Here is a 16,061-nt window from a genome sequence, read left to right as displayed (position 1 = left end):
CCCGCCTCCCACGCCCTCACCGCCGTCCCGCGGTTCACCGAACCGCAGGACGCGACCCCGCCCGGCTCCCTGCTCGCCCCCATGCCCGGCACCGTCGTCCGCGTCGCCGAAGGCCTCGCGCCGGGCGACACCGTCACCGCCGGGCAGCCCCTGCTCTGGCTGGAGGCCATGAAGATGGAGCACCGCGTCACCTCGCCCGCCTCCGGCACGCTCACCGCGCTCCACGCCCTCCCCGGCCACCAGGTCGAGGTCGGCACCCTGCTCGCCGTGGTCCAGGAGGAGGAACCCCGCCCATGAGCCCCGCCACCGCGCCCGTCGCGGAAACCGAAGAGCACCGCGCGCTGCGCACCGCCGTCGCCGCCCTCGGGCAGCGCTACGGCCGCGACTACCACGCCCGCATCACCGAAGAGGGCGGCCGGCCCGCGGAACTGTGGGCCGACGCCGCCAAGCTCGGCTACCTCGGCGTCAACCTGCCCGAGGAGTACGGCGGCGGGGGCGGCGGCATCGCCGAGCTGTCCATCGTCCTGGAGGAACTCGGCGCCGCCGGCTGCCCGCTGCTGATGATGGTCGTCTCCCCCGCCATCTGCGGCACCGTCATCTCCCGCTTCGGCAGCCCCGCCCAGAAACGGGCCTGGCTGCCCGGACTCGCCGACGGCAGCCGCATGATGGCCTTCGGCATCACCGAGCCCGACGCCGGCTCCAACTCGCACCGCATCACCACCACCGCCCGGCGCGACGGCTCCGACTGGGTGCTGACCGGCCGCAAGGTGTTCGTCTCCGGCGTGGACATCGCCGACGCCACGCTGATAGTGGGACGCACCGAAGACGCCCGGACCGGCCGGCTGAAGCCCTGCCTCTTCATCGTCGACCGCGACGCCCCCGGCTTCTCCCGCTCGCCCATCGACATGGAACTGCGGGCCGCGGAGAAGCAGTTCGAACTCGTCCTGGACGAGGTGCGGCTGCCGGCCGGCGCGCTCGTCGGCGCGGACGACACCGGCGACCAGGGCGAAGCCCCCGACACGGGCCTCCTCCAGCTCTTCGCCGGCCTCAACCCCGAGCGCATCATGACCGCCGCGTTCGCCGTCGGCATCGGCCGCCACGCCCTGGCCCGGGCCGTCGAGTACGCCCGCACCCGGCAGGTGTGGACCGAGCCGATCGGCGCCCACCAGGCCATCGCCCACCCCCTCGCCGCCGCCCACATCGAGCTCGAACTGGCCCGCCTGATGATGCAGAAGGCCGCCCGCCTCTACGACTCCGGCGACGACGCGGCCGCCGGAGAGGCCGCGAACATGGCGAAGTACGCTGCTGCCGAGGCCTGCGTGAAGGCCGTGGACCAGGCGGTCCACACCCTGGGCGGCAACGGCCTCACCCGCGAGTACGGCCTGGCCTCCCTGGTCACCGCCTCCCGGGTGGCCCGCATCGCCCCCGTCAGCCGCGAGATGATCCTCAACTTCGTCTCGCACCAGACCCTCGGCCTGCCGAAGTCGTACTAGCGGCACCGGCCCGGCGGCGGCCCGCGGTCCGCGGCCGCCGACCGGCCCGGCCGGAACCGGACCCGCACGAAAGGAGCGGCATGGAGGAGGACGCCCTCGTCACCGCCGCGCACGCGCACGGCATCGCCACCCTGGCCCTCGACTCCCCGGCCAACCGCAACGCCCTCTCGGCCCCCCTCGTCGCCGGGCTGCGCGCGGCGCTCGCCGCGGCCGCCGCCGACCCGGCCGTACGCGCCGTCGTCCTCACCCACACCGGCGGCACGTTCTGCGCCGGAGCCGACCTGAAGAACCCCTGCGACCCCGCCGACTTCCTCGGCCTGCTCCGCGAGATCGCCGAGCTGCCGCGGCCCGTCGCCGCCCGCGTCACCGGGCACGTCCGCGCGGGCGGCCTCGGCCTGCTCGGCGTCTGCGACGTCGCCGCCGCCGGGCCGCAGTCCACGTACGCCTTCACCGAGACCCGCCTCGGCATCGTCCCCGCGGTGATCTCGGCGCCGCTGCTGCCCCGCCTGGAACCGCGCGCCGCGGCCCGCTACCTGCTGACCGGCGAGGCCTTCGACGCCGCCGAGGCGGTCCGCATCGGCCTGCTCACCGTGCACGGCGACGACGTCGACGAGGCCCTCGCCCCGGTCCTGGACGGCTTCCGCAAGTCCGGCCCCGAGGCCCTCGCCGCGACCAAGCGGCTCGTCACCGCCCCCGTACGGGTGGCGCTGGCCGCCGACGGCGAGGCCCTGGCGGAGCTGTCGGCCCGGCATTTCGGCTCCGCGGAGGCCCGCGAGGGCATCACCGCCCGCATGGAGCGCCGCGACCCGGCGTGGGCGCTGTGACCGGCACGCCGGCCGCCGCCACGGCAGCGGCGGCGGGTCGGGGCACGGCCGACGACCGGCCCGGGAACGCGCCCAAGCAGGCCCGCAGCCGCGTCACCCGCCGCCACCTCCTGGACGCGGCCATCACCTGCCTCGCCGAACACGGCTGGGCCGGCTCCACCGTGGCCGTCGTCGCCGAGCGGGCCGGCGTCTCCCGCGGCGCCGCCCAGCACCACTTCCGCACCCGCGAGGACCTCTTCACCGCGGCCGTCGAGTTCATGGCGGAGGAGCGCTCGGCCGCCCTGCTGCGCGAGCGGCGGCGCGCCGAGGCCGCGGGCGGCGGCCCCGCCGGCCGCGCCGCAGTCGTCGAGGCGCTGGTCGACCTGTACACCGGGCCGATGTTCCGGGCCGCCCTCCAGCTGTGGGTCGCCGCCTCCCACGAGGAGCAGCTGCGGCCCCGCGTCGCCGAGCTGGAGGCGCGCCTGGGCCGGGAGACGCACCGGATGGCCGTGCAGCTGCTGGGCGCGGACGAGTCGGTGCCGGGCGTACGGGAGACCGTGCAGGGCTTCCTCGACATGGCCCGCGGGCTGGGCCTGGCGAACGTCCTCACCGACGACGCGGCCCGCCGCGCCCGGGTGGTCGCCCAGTGGACCCGCATCCTGGACGCCGCCCTGGGCTGACGGGAGGGCGGGCGGCAGCCGGCACCGCCCGCCGCCCGCCCGCCCGGGGCGGTCGCGGTCAGGCCGTCCTGGCGATGTCCGCGTAGCCCTCGATCTCCTGCGGGTTGCGCTTGCCGGGGCCGGTGTAGCGGGCGGACGGGCGGACCAGGCGGCCCGTGCGCTTCTGCTCCAGGATGTGCGCGGACCAGCCCGCGGTGCGGGCGCAGGTGAACATGGAGGTGAACATGTGCGCCGGGACCTCCGCGAAGTCCAGCATGATCGCCGCCCAGAACTCCACGTTGGTGGCGAGCACCCGGTCGGGGCGGCGGGCGTGCAGCTCCTCCAGGGCGGCCTTCTCCAGCGCGGCGGCCACCTCGTAGCGGGGGGCGTCCAGCTCCTTGGCGGTGCGCCGCAGGACGCGGGCGCGGGGGTCCTCGGCGCGGTAGACGCGGTGGCCGAAGCCCATCAGCCGCTCGCCCTTGTCGAGGGCCTTCTTCACGTAGGCGACGGCGTCGCCGGTGCGCTCGATCTCCTCGATCATGCCGAGCACGCGGGACGGCGCCCCGCCGTGCAGCGGCCCCGACATGGCGCCGACGGCACCCGACAGGGCGGCCGCGACGTCCGCGCCGGTGGAGGCGATGACGCGGGCGGTGAAGGTGGAGGCGTTCATGCCGTGCTCGGCGGCCGAGGTCCAGTAGGCGTCGACGGCCTTGACGTGCCGCGGGTCCGGCTCGCCCCGCCACCGGATCATGAACCGCTCGACGACGGACTCGGCCTTGTCGATCTCCCGCTGCGGGACCATCGGCAGGCCCTGCCCGCGCGCGGACTGGGCGACGTACGACAGGGCCATGACGGCGGCGCGGGCCAGGTTGTCGCGGGCGGTCCGCTCGTCGATGTCGAGGAGCGGTTTCAGGCCCCAGACGGGGGCGAGCATGGCCAGCGCGGACTGCACGTCCACGCGGATGTCGCCGGAGTGGACGGGGATCGGGAAGGGCTCGGCGGGCGGCAGGCCGGGGTTGAACGCCCCGTCGACCAGCAGGCCCCACACGTTCCCGAAGGAGACGTGGCCCACCAGGTCCTCGATGTCGACACCCCGGTAGCGGAGGGCTCCGCCTTCCTTGTCGGGTTCGGCGATCTCCGTTTCGAACGCGACGACTCCTTCGAGCCCGGGTACGAAGTCGGACATCAGGCGGCTCCTCAGATAGTGCGGACACGCGCGGTTGCCGGCGTGCCTCGCGGTCCGGCGCGGTCATCCCCGTTGATGCCCGGTACGGCCGGCGGCCACCCGCGGGGGGCCTGGCGACCGGCCCCAAGATTTTGGCGGCTCCGGATCCCGGGCGGAAGCGTGACATACGGCACACTCGCAGGAGCACCCTTGCGGCAGGATGGCACGCGTGACCGACATGGACCTTGATCCCTCCGCCATGCGCAAGCAGTACCGCTCCGAGATCGTCCTGGAGGACGGCCTCGACGAGGACCCCATGCGGCAGTTCGCCCTGTGGTTCCGGCAGGCGGCCGACTCGCACCTGTTCGAGCCGAACGCGATGGTCGTCTCGACGGCGGACGCCGCGGGCCGGCCCAGCTCGCGGACGGTGCTGCTGAAGCAGTTCGACGCGCGGGGCTTCGTCTTCTACACGAACTACGGCTCCCGCAAGGGCCGCGAGATCGACGCCAACCCGCAGGTCTCGCTGCTCTTCCCCTGGCACCCGATCGCCCGGCAGGTCGTCGTCACCGGCACGGCGACCCGGGTGGGCCGGGACGAGACGGCGGCCTACTTCCGCTCGCGGCCCCACGGCTCGCAGCTGGGCGCCTGGGCGAGCGAGCAGTCCCGGGTGATCCCCTCGCGGGCCGAGCTGGACCGGCGCTACGCGGAGCTCGCGGCCCGGTATCCGGAGGGCGAGCAGGTCCCCGTGCCGACGGAGTGGGGCGGGATCCGGGTCGCGCCGGACGAGGTGGAGTTCTGGCAGGGCCACGAGAACCGGCTGCACGACCGGCTGCACTACGTCCGCGAGGGGGCGGGCTGGCGCATCGAGCGCCTGTGCCCGTAAGAGGGGCCCTGCTCGCGCTGGGGGCCTGCGGAAACGCAGGCGACCCGCGGGCTCCGTCCTCTCCTGCAGTGAGAGGAGCCGGCCGGACGTGCCGGCGAGCCCGCGGGTCGGGTGACTGCTGTGGTTTGGCGCCGGGCGTCCTCCGCCGGGCACCGCACTGGGTGCGTTGCGACGACGGGCCCTAGCCCGCAGTCACCTCACGCGTCCGGTAGTCGTACATTTCCGGAACCACCTCCCTTCTCGTGTACCGCAGACATTAGGACGCTCCCGGCGGGGTCTCAACCGATTTCTTTCGGGACGATTCGGGGAATGCGGTGTGGGCTGCGTCACGTTCCAGTTCAATGATCTGACGTGCCGCACACGCGAGACACCTGCGGGGGTGCCAGGTGAGTGCTTCCGGACAACCCACCCACGATTTGCTGGCCGCGCTGCTGGACGGGATGGACGCGGCCCTGTGCGCGTTCGACTCCGACGGCGTGGTCACCCACTGGAACCGCGAGGCCGAGCGGATCCTGGGCTGGACCGCGGCCGAGGCGGTGGGCCGCAAGGGCTTCTCCGGCTGGGCTGCCCGGCCCGCCGACGCCCAGGACGTCGAGGACCGGCTCATGGCCGCCCAGGACGTGCCCGGCCGGCAGGTCCACGAGTTCGCGCTGCAGACCAAGGACGGCGGGCGGGTCCTGGTGCGGACGCAGTCCGCGGGCGTCCCCGGGGCGGACGGCAGGCCCGCCGGCGTCTACTGCGCCTTCACCGAGGTGCACGCCCAGATCGACCTGGAGCGGTCCATCGCGCTCAGCGACGCGCTGATGGACGACGCCTCCTGGGCCGTGGTCCTCGTCGACGTGGACCTGCGGCCCGCCGTGGTCAACGCGCGCGCCGCCCGTGCCTTCGGGTCCGGGCGCACCGACCTGCTCGGCCGCCCGCTCGGCGACCTGCTGGCGCAGGGCGCCGAGGAGCTGGAGGCGGCCCTCCAGCACGTGCTGGCCGAGGGGGCCCCGCCGGGCCCCGCCGAGATGTGGGTGTCGGTGCGCACCCCGGAGGGCGAGCGGCGCTGCTGCTGGCGGTGCGGGTTCGTACGGCTGGGCTCGCCGCTGGCGGAGGAGCCCGTACCGCTGGGCGTGGGGTGGCTGTTCCAGGACGTCACCGAGGACCGGCAGGACGCGCTGGACACCTCCCGGCTGCGGTTCCGCACCGCCCAGCTGCACCGGGCGGGCCGGGCCGCCGCCGAGTGCGAGGACCCGGCGGAGGCGGCCGGGGTGCGCCTGGACTTCGCGCTCGCCGGATTCGCGGACCACGCCCTGCTGGACGTGCTGGAGCCGTCCGCCGAAGCCCCGGGGAAGACGCCGCGGCTGGTCCGGACGATCGCCGCCCCGCCTGCGCCGGCCGGGCGGGGGGCGCGGGCCGTGCCGTACGAGCAGGGGCACCCGGTGCTCCAGGCGCTGGACCGGATCGGCTCGGTCCGGGCGAGCGCCCCCCGCGGCGAGGCCGTCGAGGGCTGGGCGCGGGCGCGGCTGTGGCCCGAGGGCACGGCGCACGCCCTGTGCACGGTGCTGCGCAGCCGGGGCCGGACGCTGGGGGCGCTGACGTACCTGCGGTCGGCGTCGCGGTCCGCGTTCGACCGCGCGGACGCGGCGTACGCGGAGGAGGTCGCGGGCCGGGTGGCGGCCGACCTGGACCTGGCGCGCGCCGCGCCGGAGCGGCCGTAGCGTGCGCGGCGGCGGGGGCGGGCCCCGGTCAGTGCCGGTAGAAGATCCGGTCGCCGTACTCCCGCATGACGCGGCCGTTCCACTCGTGGCCGCCGTCGACGTTGCCGGAGCGCAGCAGCGGCGGCTCGATGCCGCGCGCGGCGAGCTCGCCGGCGGCGGCGGCCATCACGGCCTGCATGATCGCGCTGGTGACGACGGTGGAGGCGGGGGCGAAGGGGGCGTCGATGCCGTCGAGGGTCAGCTCGGCGTCACCGACGTCGATCTTGCTGTCGAGGACGATGTCGCAGTGGTCCCGCAGGAAGGTGCCCGAGGAGTGCCGCGACTTCGTCCCGGTCGTGTAGGCGACCGAGGTGACCCCGATGACCTTCAGGCCGAGGGCGCGCGCGTTGACGGCCATTTCGACGGGCAGGGCGTTGCGCCCGGACAGGGAGATGACGAAGAGGACGTCCCCGGCGGTGGCGGGGCTGCTGTCGAGGACGGCGCCGGCGAGCCCGCCGACCCGCTCCAGGGCGCTGCCGAGCGTGGCGGGCATGACGTCGACGCCGGCGGTGCCGGGGACGGCGAGGAAGTTCATCAGGGCGAGCCCGCCGGCCCGGTAGACGACGTCCTGGGCGGGCAGCGAGGAGTGCCCGGCGCCGAAGGCGAAGAGCCGGTTCCCTGCGGCGACGGCGTCGGCGACGGCCGCACCGGCGTCGGCGATGCGCCCGCCCTCCTCGCGCTGCACCCGCTGGAGCAGGGTGATCGCGGCGTCGAAGAAGCGGTCGGCCGGCTTGCTTTCGCTCATCGCGGGGGAGCCCTTCCGGGGATGGGGTGCGTCCGTGTCCGCCGCTCACCGTGCGGTCTGGACCAACGTGCTGTCAATACGGGGGCGGGGGGCGTCCGGAGGTCGAGAGCGGCTCGCGGAGGCCTGGGGACTCCGCGGCAGGCGCGGGACGGTTGTCGGCGCGATGCGTCAGAATTGGGGTCAGGGCCAGCGCACGATAATCCGAGGGGCACGAATGTCCGGACTGATCGACACCACGGAGATGTACCTCCGCACCATCCTCGAGCTGGAAGAGGAAGGCGTCGTCCCCATGCGCGCCCGGATCGCGGAGCGGCTCGACCAGAGTGGCCCGACGGTCAGCCAGACCGTGGCGCGGATGGAGCGCGACGGCCTGGTGGCGGTGGCGAGCGACCGCCACCTGGAGCTGACGGAGGAGGGGCGCCGGCTCGCGACGCGCGTGATGCGCAAGCACCGGCTCGCGGAGTGCCTCCTCGTGGACGTCATCGGCCTGGAGTGGGAGCAGGTGCACGCCGAGGCCTGCCGCTGGGAGCACGTGATGAGCGAGGCGGTGGAGCGGCGCGTGCTGGAGCTGCTGCGGCACCCGACCGAATCGCCGTACGGGAACCCGATCCCGGGCCTGGAGGAGCTGGGCGAGAAGGCCGAGGCCGACCCGTTCCTGGAGGACGGCATGGTCGCCCTGTCCGAGCTGGAGCCGGGCGCGGAGGGCAAGACGGTGGTCATCCGCCGCATCGGCGAGCCGATCCAGACGGACGCCCAGCTGATGTACACGCTGCGGCGGGCGGGCGTGCAGCCCGGCTCGGTGGTGAGCGTGACGGAGTCGCCCGGCGGGGTGCTCGTCGGCAGCGGCGGCGAGGCCGCCGAGCTGGAGGACGAGATCGCCTCGCACGTCTTCGTCGCCAAGCGCTGACCGCGGCCGCCGCTGCGGACGCGGCGGCGCTGCGGTGGTGCGTGGGGGTCCCGGCGCCTTGCGGCGCCGGGACCCTTCCTCCCCTTGTCGACCCGGAGCCCCGAGCTCTCAAGGTCGTCCCCTTCGGACCGTCTTCCCCGAGCGGCCCGCCTCCCTGCTCAAAGGATCTCCTTCGGCAGCGGCGGCCAATCCTTGAGCAAGGTCACTCGAAAGAGCGGTGTTGGGCGCCGCAAAGCCGTTTTCGAATGCAGGTTCGATAGTCTGCCGTGGATGAAGGGGGTGCATCTGCGGTGGTACAGCGCATCGATGTGACAGGGGCCGACGGCGTGCGCCTGGCCGCCTGGGAATTCGGCTCGGCCGCCGGCGCCGCCGCTCCCGGTGTCCTGTTACTCCACGGCCTGATGGGCCGCGCCCACCACTGGGCCGGCACCGCCCGCTGGCTCGCCGAGGGCCGCCGCGTCATCGCCCTGGACCAGCGGGGCCACGGCCACAGCGGCCGCCCGCCCGCCGGGGCGGACCCGGCCGCCTCCCTCGGCCGCGAGGCCTTCGTCGCGGACGCCGAGGCCGTGATCGAACAGCTCGGCCTCGCCCCCGTCGTCCTCATCGGCCATTCCATGGGCGCCCTCACCGGCTGGCAGCTCGCCGCCCGCCGCCCCGACCTGGTCGCGGCCCTGGTCATCCTCGACATGCGCGCCTCGGCCCTCGGGGAGGCCTCCCAGCGCGATTGGGAGGACTGGTTCCGCCGCTGGCCGCTCCCGTTCCCCAGCCAGGACGCCGCCCGCCGCTGGTTCGGTGAGGACGACCCGCGCGTGGAGCGCCCCGATCCGGGCCGCGGCGCCTTCTTCGCGGACGTCATGCGCGAGACCCCCGACGGCTGGCGCCCCCTCTTCTCCCGCCGCCAGATGCTGACGGCCCGCGAGACCTGGGTCCACGACGCCCACTGGGACGAACTGGCCCAGGTCACCTGCCCCACCCTGGTCGTCCGCGCCCTCGACGGCGAACTGGGCCGCGCGGAAGCGCAGGAAATGGTCCGCGTCCTGCCGTCGGGCCACTACGCGGAGGTCCCGGACGCCGGCCACTACCTGCACCACACCCACCCCACCGCCTGCCGCGCGGCTTTGGAGCCGTTCCTCCGCACCCTGCAGCCCGTCCGCGGCTGACCGGTCCGAGCCGGTCAGCCCGAGGTGCGCAGGGCCTGCACCGTTGCGGTCAGGCGGGGGTCGGCGGCGACCGTGTTCAGGGCCGTGCCCAGGACCTCCGCGTACGTGGCGCGGGCCGCGGCGTGCCGTTCGCGGCCCGCGTCGGTGACCACGGCGTAGACGCCGCGCTTGTCGTCCGGGCAGTGGTCCTTGTACGCGAAGCCCGCCGCTTCCAGGCGGGCCACCAGGCGGGTCACCGAGCTCTGGCCCAGGCCGATCCGGTCCGCCAGCTCCTGCATCCGCAGCTCGCCGTCGTCCGCGCGGGCGAGGTCCTCCAGGGCGCGGTACTCCGACAGGCCGATCCCGTGGCGGCGCTGGAGCGCCTGCGCGAGGCTGCGCTCCACTTGGGCGTGGACGGCCAGCACCCGGCTCCACAGCGCCTGGTCGGAGGCGGCTGCGGGCGGCGGCGCGGGCGGGCGGGCGGTCACGGGCACCTCCGGGGTGTTGGGCGGCGTTGACAACAAGTTACATGACTGTGCAAGCTTCTGACTTGCCGCCAGATCGCCGATGTGGGCGATCGCGGCCAGTCTTTACATGCACGTACATGCAACTACTTGCCTCGGGGGTTACTGTGCCGTCTTCGTCCTCCTCCGCCACCACCACGTTCTCCGCCCCCACCTCCTCCTCGAAGGGGTGGGCCTGGCTGCTCTTCTCCTCGCTCTTCGAGATCACCTTCGCGCTCGGCACCGAGGCCACCGACGGCTTCACCCGGCTGTGGCCCTCGCTGCTCACCGCCGCGGCCGCCTCCGCCGGCATCTACACGCTCTCGCAGGCCCTCAAGACCATCGACGTCGGCGTCGGCTACACCGTCTGGTCCGGCATCGGCGGCGTCGGCACGGTCGTCCTCGGCACCGTCGTCTACGGCGAGCCCGTGACCGTCTGGAAGGCCCTCGCCTTCGTCCTGATCATCGGCGGCGCGCTCGGCCTTCGCATCGGCGACCACCGCGCCGCCAAAAGGGCCGCGGCAGCGGATGCCGCCCGCGCCGTCTGACCCACCCCGCCGCGTTCCGGCCCTCCCACCCGAAGGACACCGCCATGACCTGGACCTACCTCGGCATCGCCATCCTCTTCGAGATCGCCTTCGCCCTCGGTGCCAACGCCACCAGGGGCTTCACCCGCCTGTGGCCGTCCGTCTTCACCCTGCTCGCCGCCGCGGGCGGGATCTACACCCTGTCGCTGGCCCTGCGCGAGCTCGACGTCAGCGTCGGCTACACCCTGTGGACGGGCATCGGCGGCGCCGGGACCGTCGCCCTCGGCGCGGTCCTCTTCAAGGAGCGGATCACCGCCGCCCGGCTGCTGTCCTTCGCCTCCATCATCGGCGGCGCCGTCCTGCTCCGTCTGACCGCGGTCTGAGCGCCCGCCCGGGCCCGCCGCCCCGCGGCCGACCGTGCGAGGCGGCACACACGCGAGGGGGGTGCCGGGCCCGCGGGCCCCGCACCCCCCTCGGCCGTACGCGGCCGGGCTCAGCCCTTGCTGACTGCCTGGAGGATCTCCGGCAGCTGCCGGGCCACCCGCGGCGCCGCCAGCCGTACGCCCGCCCAGGCCGCGGCCGCGCCCCAGGCCGTGCCGAGCGGCAGCAGGAGCCAGAACGCGGACTCCATCCGCGCCACCTCGAACCAGATCGCCAGGCCGATGACCGGCCCGGAGAGCGCCAGCGATGCCAGCAGGCCGCCCGCCATGCCCGCCCAGGCCAGGCCCGCCTGACCCGGGACGACGCTCTTGAACGCGCCGTCCGACGGGATCGAGTACGGGAACCGGGCCGAGGCCAGGGCACCCGTGCACGTCATCGAGCCCATCACCGCGAGCGCCACGCCCAGGCCGGCCGGGAAGGCCCGCCAGTCCGGGACGGCGGCCGCCGTGGCCGCGGTGACGAGGACCGTGTACGGCACCGTGATCAGGCCGAGCGCGTAGGCGCGGGCCAGCAGCTCCTCGTAGGCGTCGCGGGTCGTCGAGATCGTCTGGGCGACCATCCAGAACGCCGAGGTGTCCTGGCCGAACTGGTTGTACATCTGGAGGCCGAGCATGCCCGTGCCGAAGCACACCAGGTAGATGGAGCCGTTCCCCTGGAGGGCGTTGAACACCGGGATGATCAGGCCGAGTGCCAGGGACGACACCCACGCGGCCTTCGTCTTCGGGTCCCGCACCACGTACCGCAGCGTGCGCTGCATGGTCGCGCCGGTCCGGCCGCCGGGCAGCAGCGCCCACAGGCCGCCGCCCGCCGAGCCGCGTTCGGAGGAGGCCTGCGCGGCGACGGTCGAGCCGTCCGGGGTCACCATCACCCGGGTCAGGCTGCGTTCCCACAGCCACACCAGCAGCGCCAGGCCGGCCAGGGTCAGCGCCAGCTGGGCGGCGGCGGTCCCGTACGCGCCCCGGCTCGCCGAGTCGACCATGCCGATGGCGGTGGCGGGCGGCAGCCAGCGCACCACCGCGCCGGCGGGCTGCAGCTGGGCGAGGCCGCCCGTCTCCATCAGCCGCTGGCCGGCGAAGTTCGCGAGCTGGGCGCCGATCGCGACGACGAGGCCGCTGAGCAGGGCGAGGTCGCGGCCCTTGCGGCTGGTCAGCAGCCGTACGTTCGCCGTGGCGACGGCGCGGGCCAGCGTCACGCAGCCGAGCAGCAGCAGCGGCACGGCCGCCACGGCGGCGGCGATGCCCGCCGGGCCGTGGGCGACGGCGACGACCGAGCCGACGGCCACGCACACCGTGAACAGGGGGCCGATGCCGATCAGCGAGGAGACCAGCAGGGCCCGCACGAGCGGCCGCGGCCGCAGCGGCAGCATCACCAGCCGGCTCGGGTCGAGCGTCTCGTCCCCGGCGGGGAAGAAGAGCGGCATGAACGCCCAGCCGAGCGCCAGGACCGCGGCCAGCAGGACCACGACGGTGCCGCCGTGGGCGTGGCCGCGCAGCGCGGACAGCCCGAGGGTGAGGCTGAGGCCCACCAGCAGGGCGAGGGCCAGCGACGCGAAGTAGGCGGCCTTCCGCTTGGAGGAGCCCTTCAGGCCGTTGCGCAGCAGCGACAGCTTGATGCGGACGAACACCGCGGCCGGGTCGGGAGCGTGCGCGCCGGCCGCGGCACCGGCCGCCGGAACCGGTGCGGACGGGGAGGCGGGGGCGGGGGCTGCGGTGTTCATCGGGCGGCCTGCCCGCCCAGCCAGTCCAGCGAGTCCCCGCCGGTGCGGCCGCCCGCGCCGACGAGCTCCAGGAACGCGGCCTGCAGCGTGGGTGCTTCGCCCCGTACGTCGGCCAGCGGGCCCGCGGCCCGGATCCGGCCGCCCGCCATGACGGCGACCCAGTCGCACAGCGACTCGACCAGCTCCATCACGTGGGAGGAGAACACGACCGTGGCGCCGGAGGCGGTGTAACGTTCCAGCACCCCGCGGATGGTCTGCGCCGACACCGGGTCGACGCCCTCGAACGGCTCGTCCAGGAACAGCACTTCGGGGTTGTGCAGCAGCGCGGCCGCCAGCCCGATCTTCTTCCGCATGCCCGTCGAGTAGTCGACGACCAGCTTGTGCTGCGAGCCCGCCAGGTCCAGGACGTCCAGCAGCTGCGTGGCCCGCTTGTCGGTCTCGTCGCCCGGCATGCCGCGCAGCCTGCCCATGTAGCCGAGCAGTTCGCGGCCCGACAGGCGCTCGAACATGCGCAGGCCCTCCGGCAGGACGCCGATCCGGGACTTCACCGCGACCGGGTCCGCCCACACGTCGTGGCCGGCGACGAGGACCCGCCCCATGTCCGGCCGGAGCAGGCCCGTCACCATGGACAGCGTGGTCGTCTTCCCCGCGCCGTTCGGGCCGACCAGGCCGATGAACCTGCCCGCGGGCAGCTCCAGGTCGATCCCCGCGACCGCCACCTGCTCGCCGAAGCGCTTCCACAGCCCCTCGACGCGGACCGCCGCCCGCCCGCCGTACGGCGCCTCGGGCGCGCCGCCCGCTCCGACCGCCCCGCCCGTCGCATCACCCTGGTTCGGCATGCGCCCGCCTCTCGTCCATGTCCCCGTGGTCCTACACCCACGACGATAGGGCGGCCCCAAGAGGCGCGGCAGTTACGAATGTCATGTCTTTCCCGGGCGGAACACACCCCCGCCGACCTGCACTTGTGTCCCGCCGGACGTCAGGCGCCGCGCCGGGCCCGGTCCGCGGCGGCCTCGCGCCCGCAGGCGTACGCGAGCGCGTCGATCAGCTCGTCGGTGTCCGGCAGCCACCGGTTCGCGGGCGTGGGGCGCCGCGCCCACTGGACGACGCCCCGGCCGCCGACGCGGGTCGGCGGGGCGGCCACGTACTCGCCCTCGCCGCGCACCTTCAGGTCGATCGCGGAGGGGGACCAGCCGAACCGGCGGACCATGTCGGGGACCTTGGCCGCGGCTCCGGGCAGCACGAAGAACAGCATCCGGTGGTCGGGGGTGAGCGTCACCGGCCCGAGGGTGCGCTGCATGCGCTCCAGGCGGGCCAGGGCGAGGAATCCGGCGGTGTCGGGGACGTCCAGCGCGTCGAACGTGCGGCCCGTCGGCAGCAGGATCGACGCCTGGGGGCGCTTGCCCCACACCCGCCGCACCTGCACCGCGCTGCCCGTGGCGACCGCCGCCCAGTCCTTCACCGCGGCGTGTGCGCCCGGCGCCGCGCAGTCCGCGGCGCCGCAGGAGCACAGCTCGCGCCCCTCCGCGTGCTCCAGCCAGGTGCCGGCGAAGACGTCCCAGTGCCGTTCTTCCGTGTACCGCACGGCATGGTCCAGCAGCTGCTCTCCGCGCTGCTGGGGGATGGGTGCGGTCTCCGTGACTCCGATGGTCTCTTCCACGCCCTTCACAACTGGCGCCCCGACGCGGGGTTACGGGGCCGGGCCGGCCCGGGGACGCTGCATCGATCCTGCATACGGGGCGCACTGAAGCACGGGCGGGGGCGCGTGGGAGGCCGGGGCGCCGCGCTTGGGTAGCGACACGACGCTAAGCGGATGATTCTCCACACATCAGGCGGGAAGTGATCTTTCCAACGATCACCCGCGGCCTCTGGGGGTTTTCATGGCAGCCAGGCCTCTCGTTGCCCGTCAGCCGAACGAACGGCTGCAGGCACTCATCCAGGAAGCCGGGTGCTCGAACGCCGGGCTCGCCCGGCGCGTCAACATGTGCGGGGCCGAGCACGGCCTCGACCTCCGCTACGACAAGACGTCGGTGGCGCGCTGGCTGCGGGGCCAGCAGCCGCGGGGCCGGGCGCCCGGCATCATCGCGGAGGCCCTCGGCCGAAAACTGGGCCGGACCGTGACGATCGACGAGATCGGCATGGCCAACGGCAAGAACCTCGCCTCCGGGATCGGCCTGCAGTTCTCCCCGACCGTCGTCGGGGCGATCGAGCAGGTCAGCGAGTTGTGGCGGAGCGACGTCGGGCGGCGGGACTTCCTGTCCGGGTCGAGCGTCGCCGCATCGGCGCTGGTCGAGCCGAGCCGGGACTGGCTGATCACCGGGGCCGACGCGCAGGTCGCCCGCAACGGCGGCTCGCGCGTCGGCATGTCGGACGTGGAGGCGGTCCGCGCGACGACCGACGCGCTGAAGGATCTCGACCACCGGTTCGGCAGCGGGCACGTCCGCCCCGTCGTGGTGCACTACCTGAACTCGGTGGTGTCCGGGCTGATCGGCGGCTCGTACCGGGAGCCGGTGGGGCGGGCGCTGTTCGCGGCGGTGGCCCGCCTCACCGAGCTCGCCGGATACATGGCGGTGGACACCGGGCAGCCGGGGCTGGCGCAGCGGTACTACATCCAGGCGCTGCGGCTGGCGCAGGCCGCGGGCGACCGCGCGTACGGCGGGTACGTGCTGGCGGCGTCCATGAGCCACCTGGCGGCCGAGCTCGGCAACCCGCGGGAGATCGCCCAACTGGCGCGGGCGGCCCAGGAGGGCACGCGCGGCCAGGTCACGCCGCGGGCCGAGGCCATGTTCTACGCGGCCGAGGCGCGCGGGCACGCGCTGATGGGCGACGCCCGGGCGACGGCGGTGCTGGCCTCGCGGGCCGTCGGCGCCCTGGAGCGGGCCGAGCCGGAGTCCGGGGACGACCCGGTGTGGATCCGGCACTTCGACGGGGCCTACCTGGCGGACGAGCTGGCCCACTGCCATCGCGACCTCGGGCAGCCGGAGCAGGCGGCCCGGCAGGCCCGGGAGGCGCTCGCCGCGCTGCCGGCCGGCAAGGAGCGCCGGCGGGCGATCGGCCTGCTGCTGCTCGCGGCCGCGCAGGTGCAGCAGCGGGAGGTGGAGCAGGCCTGCCAGACCGCGGGACGGGCGGCGGAACTGCTGTCCGGACTGCGCTCCAGCCGCGGCGCCGAGTACCTGGACGGCTTCCGGGCGCGGCTGGAGCCGTACCGGGACGAGGCGGCGGCTCGGGAGTTCGCCGCGAGACTGGAGGCGGTGGCGTAGCGCGGCCGGGCCGCCGGATGGCGGGCGTTATGCCTGCCTTTGTCCGGAAGCGTGTTCGGGGTGGGCCTGACGGGGCG

Annotated in this window: 17 protein-coding genes; 11 read left to right on the top strand and 6 right to left on the bottom strand. The window is 74.7% G+C overall.

The window, feature by feature from the left end; translation table 11 throughout:
* From EF903_RS15075 to EF903_RS15060, 4 genes are all read left to right on the top strand, one after another.
* Positions 1-297: acetyl-CoA carboxylase biotin carboxyl carrier protein subunit (locus EF903_RS15075; protein WP_148142524.1), on the top strand; the 297-nt coding region annotated here is incomplete at its 5' end.
* Positions 294-1,493, top strand: coding sequence for an acyl-CoA dehydrogenase family protein (locus tag EF903_RS15070; RefSeq protein WP_125543739.1), 1,200 nt, complete (start codon positions 294-296; stop codon positions 1,491-1,493). The genes EF903_RS15075 and EF903_RS15070, both read left to right, overlap by 4 nt.
* 80 nt (positions 1,494-1,573) lie before the next feature.
* On the top strand, positions 1,574-2,317 hold the full coding sequence (locus tag EF903_RS15065) for an enoyl-CoA hydratase family protein (protein ID WP_125543738.1): 744 nt from the start codon (positions 1,574-1,576) through the stop codon (positions 2,315-2,317).
* A complete protein-coding gene (locus EF903_RS15060) occupies positions 2,314-2,976 on the top strand; it encodes a TetR/AcrR family transcriptional regulator (RefSeq protein WP_125543740.1) in 663 nt (220 codons plus the stop codon). Before EF903_RS15065 ends, EF903_RS15060 begins: the two co-directional genes overlap by 4 nt.
* A gap of 58 nt (positions 2,977-3,034) precedes the next feature.
* Here EF903_RS15060 and EF903_RS15055 read toward each other — a convergent pair whose 3' ends face one another.
* Positions 3,035-4,141: a citrate synthase 2 gene (locus EF903_RS15055; protein WP_125543737.1), complete on the bottom strand. Its 1,107-nt coding sequence runs from the start codon at positions 4,139-4,141 to the stop codon at positions 3,035-3,037.
* Positions 4,142-4,340: 199 nt separating this feature from the next.
* On the opposite strand from EF903_RS15055, the gene pdxH reads away from it, so the two are divergent.
* Both pdxH and EF903_RS15045 read left to right on the top strand, forming a co-directional pair.
* The gene (gene pdxH / locus EF903_RS15050; protein WP_125543736.1) at positions 4,341-5,003 is read left to right on the top strand and encodes a pyridoxamine 5'-phosphate oxidase; all 663 of its coding nucleotides are present in this window, start codon (positions 4,341-4,343) and stop codon (positions 5,001-5,003) included.
* Between the two features lie 386 nt (positions 5,004-5,389).
* Complete coding sequence (locus tag EF903_RS15045; RefSeq protein ID WP_125543735.1) at positions 5,390-6,706, top strand: PAS domain-containing protein; 1,317 nt, start codon at positions 5,390-5,392, stop codon at positions 6,704-6,706.
* A 28-nt stretch (positions 6,707-6,734) separates the two neighbouring features.
* Here the strand turns inward: EF903_RS15045 and EF903_RS15040 are convergent, their stop codons facing one another.
* A complete protein-coding gene (locus EF903_RS15040) occupies positions 6,735-7,490 on the bottom strand; it encodes an SIS domain-containing protein (RefSeq protein WP_125543734.1) in 756 nt (251 codons plus the stop codon).
* Between the two features lie 214 nt (positions 7,491-7,704).
* On the opposite strand from EF903_RS15040, the gene EF903_RS15035 reads away from it, so the two are divergent.
* Both EF903_RS15035 and EF903_RS15030 read left to right on the top strand, forming a co-directional pair.
* A complete protein-coding gene (locus EF903_RS15035) occupies positions 7,705-8,397 on the top strand; it encodes a metal-dependent transcriptional regulator (RefSeq protein ID WP_125543733.1) in 693 nt (230 codons plus the stop codon).
* A 290-nt stretch (positions 8,398-8,687) separates the two neighbouring features.
* A complete protein-coding gene (locus tag EF903_RS15030) occupies positions 8,688-9,557 on the top strand; it encodes an alpha/beta fold hydrolase (protein ID WP_125543732.1) in 870 nt (289 codons plus the stop codon).
* A gap of 14 nt (positions 9,558-9,571) precedes the next feature.
* Here the strand turns inward: EF903_RS15030 and EF903_RS15025 are convergent, their stop codons facing one another.
* Positions 9,572-10,024 carry a MarR family winged helix-turn-helix transcriptional regulator gene (locus tag EF903_RS15025; protein WP_125543731.1) on the bottom strand — a complete coding sequence of 151 codons (453 nt, stop codon included), beginning with the start codon at positions 10,022-10,024 and terminating at the stop codon, positions 9,572-9,574.
* Between the two features lie 143 nt (positions 10,025-10,167).
* On the opposite strand from EF903_RS15025, the gene EF903_RS15020 reads away from it, so the two are divergent.
* On the top strand, positions 10,168-10,587 hold the full coding sequence (locus tag EF903_RS15020) for a multidrug efflux SMR transporter (RefSeq protein ID WP_260615341.1): 420 nt from the start codon (positions 10,168-10,170) through the stop codon (positions 10,585-10,587).
* A 44-nt stretch (positions 10,588-10,631) separates the two neighbouring features.
* Positions 10,632-10,949, top strand: a complete 318-nt coding sequence (locus tag EF903_RS15015; RefSeq protein WP_125543729.1) for a multidrug efflux SMR transporter — start codon at positions 10,632-10,634, stop codon at positions 10,947-10,949.
* Positions 10,950-11,059: 110 nt separating this feature from the next.
* Here the strand turns inward: EF903_RS15015 and EF903_RS15010 are convergent, their stop codons facing one another.
* The 3 genes from EF903_RS15010 to EF903_RS15000 form a co-directional block, all read right to left on the bottom strand.
* On the bottom strand, positions 11,060-12,724 hold the full coding sequence (locus EF903_RS15010; protein ID WP_260615340.1) for a transporter: 1,665 nt from the start codon (positions 12,722-12,724) through the stop codon (positions 11,060-11,062).
* Positions 12,721-13,563 (bottom strand): ABC transporter ATP-binding protein, encoded by an 843-nt coding sequence (locus EF903_RS15005; protein ID WP_125543727.1) that lies wholly within the window; start codon positions 13,561-13,563, stop codon positions 12,721-12,723. The genes EF903_RS15010 and EF903_RS15005 overlap by 4 nt, the downstream gene beginning before the upstream one ends.
* A 140-nt stretch (positions 13,564-13,703) precedes the next feature.
* Positions 13,704-14,384, bottom strand: a complete 681-nt coding sequence (locus EF903_RS15000; protein WP_185902669.1) for a bifunctional DNA primase/polymerase — start codon at positions 14,382-14,384, stop codon at positions 13,704-13,706.
* Between the two features lie 220 nt (positions 14,385-14,604).
* On the opposite strand from EF903_RS15000, the gene EF903_RS14995 reads away from it, so the two are divergent.
* Positions 14,605-15,984 (top strand): transcriptional regulator, encoded by a 1,380-nt coding sequence (locus EF903_RS14995; RefSeq protein ID WP_125543725.1) that lies wholly within the window; start codon positions 14,605-14,607, stop codon positions 15,982-15,984.
* The last annotated feature ends 77 nt before the right edge of the window (positions 15,985-16,061 follow it).

It is taken from the genome of Streptomyces sp. WAC05292 (assembly GCF_003949955.1).
In the GTDB taxonomy this organism is placed as follows: Bacteria; Actinomycetota; Actinomycetes; order Streptomycetales; family Streptomycetaceae; genus Streptomyces; species Streptomyces globosus.
The sequence above is the reverse complement of the archived record's forward strand: the minus strand, read 5'-3'. Positions and strand labels throughout refer to the sequence as shown.

Bases quoted from the DNA above. Each gene is read 5' to 3' on its own strand.
- EF903_RS15035 (WP_125543733.1), top strand. From the start codon at position 7,705: ATGTCCGGACTGATCGACACCACGGAGATGTACCTCCGCACCATCCTC.
- EF903_RS15070 (WP_125543739.1), top strand. From the start codon at position 294: ATGAGCCCCGCCACCGCGCCCGTCGCGGAAACCGAAGAGCACCGCGCG.
- EF903_RS15040 (WP_125543734.1), bottom strand. From the start codon at position 7,490: ATGAGCGAAAGCAAGCCGGCCGACCGCTTCTTCGACGCCGCGATCACC.
- EF903_RS15010 (WP_260615340.1), bottom strand. From the start codon at position 12,724: ATGAACACCGCAGCCCCCGCCCCCGCCTCCCCGTCCGCACCGGTTCCG.
- EF903_RS15015 (WP_125543729.1), top strand. From the start codon at position 10,632: ATGACCTGGACCTACCTCGGCATCGCCATCCTCTTCGAGATCGCCTTC.
- EF903_RS15055 (WP_125543737.1), bottom strand. From the start codon at position 4,141: ATGTCCGACTTCGTACCCGGGCTCGAAGGAGTCGTCGCGTTCGAAACG.
- EF903_RS15005 (WP_125543727.1), bottom strand. From the start codon at position 13,563: ATGCCGAACCAGGGTGATGCGACGGGCGGGGCGGTCGGAGCGGGCGGC.
- EF903_RS15065 (WP_125543738.1), top strand. From the start codon at position 1,574: ATGGAGGAGGACGCCCTCGTCACCGCCGCGCACGCGCACGGCATCGCC.
- EF903_RS14995 (WP_125543725.1), top strand. From the start codon at position 14,605: ATGGCAGCCAGGCCTCTCGTTGCCCGTCAGCCGAACGAACGGCTGCAG.
- pdxH (WP_125543736.1), top strand. From the start codon at position 4,341: ATGGCACGCGTGACCGACATGGACCTTGATCCCTCCGCCATGCGCAAG.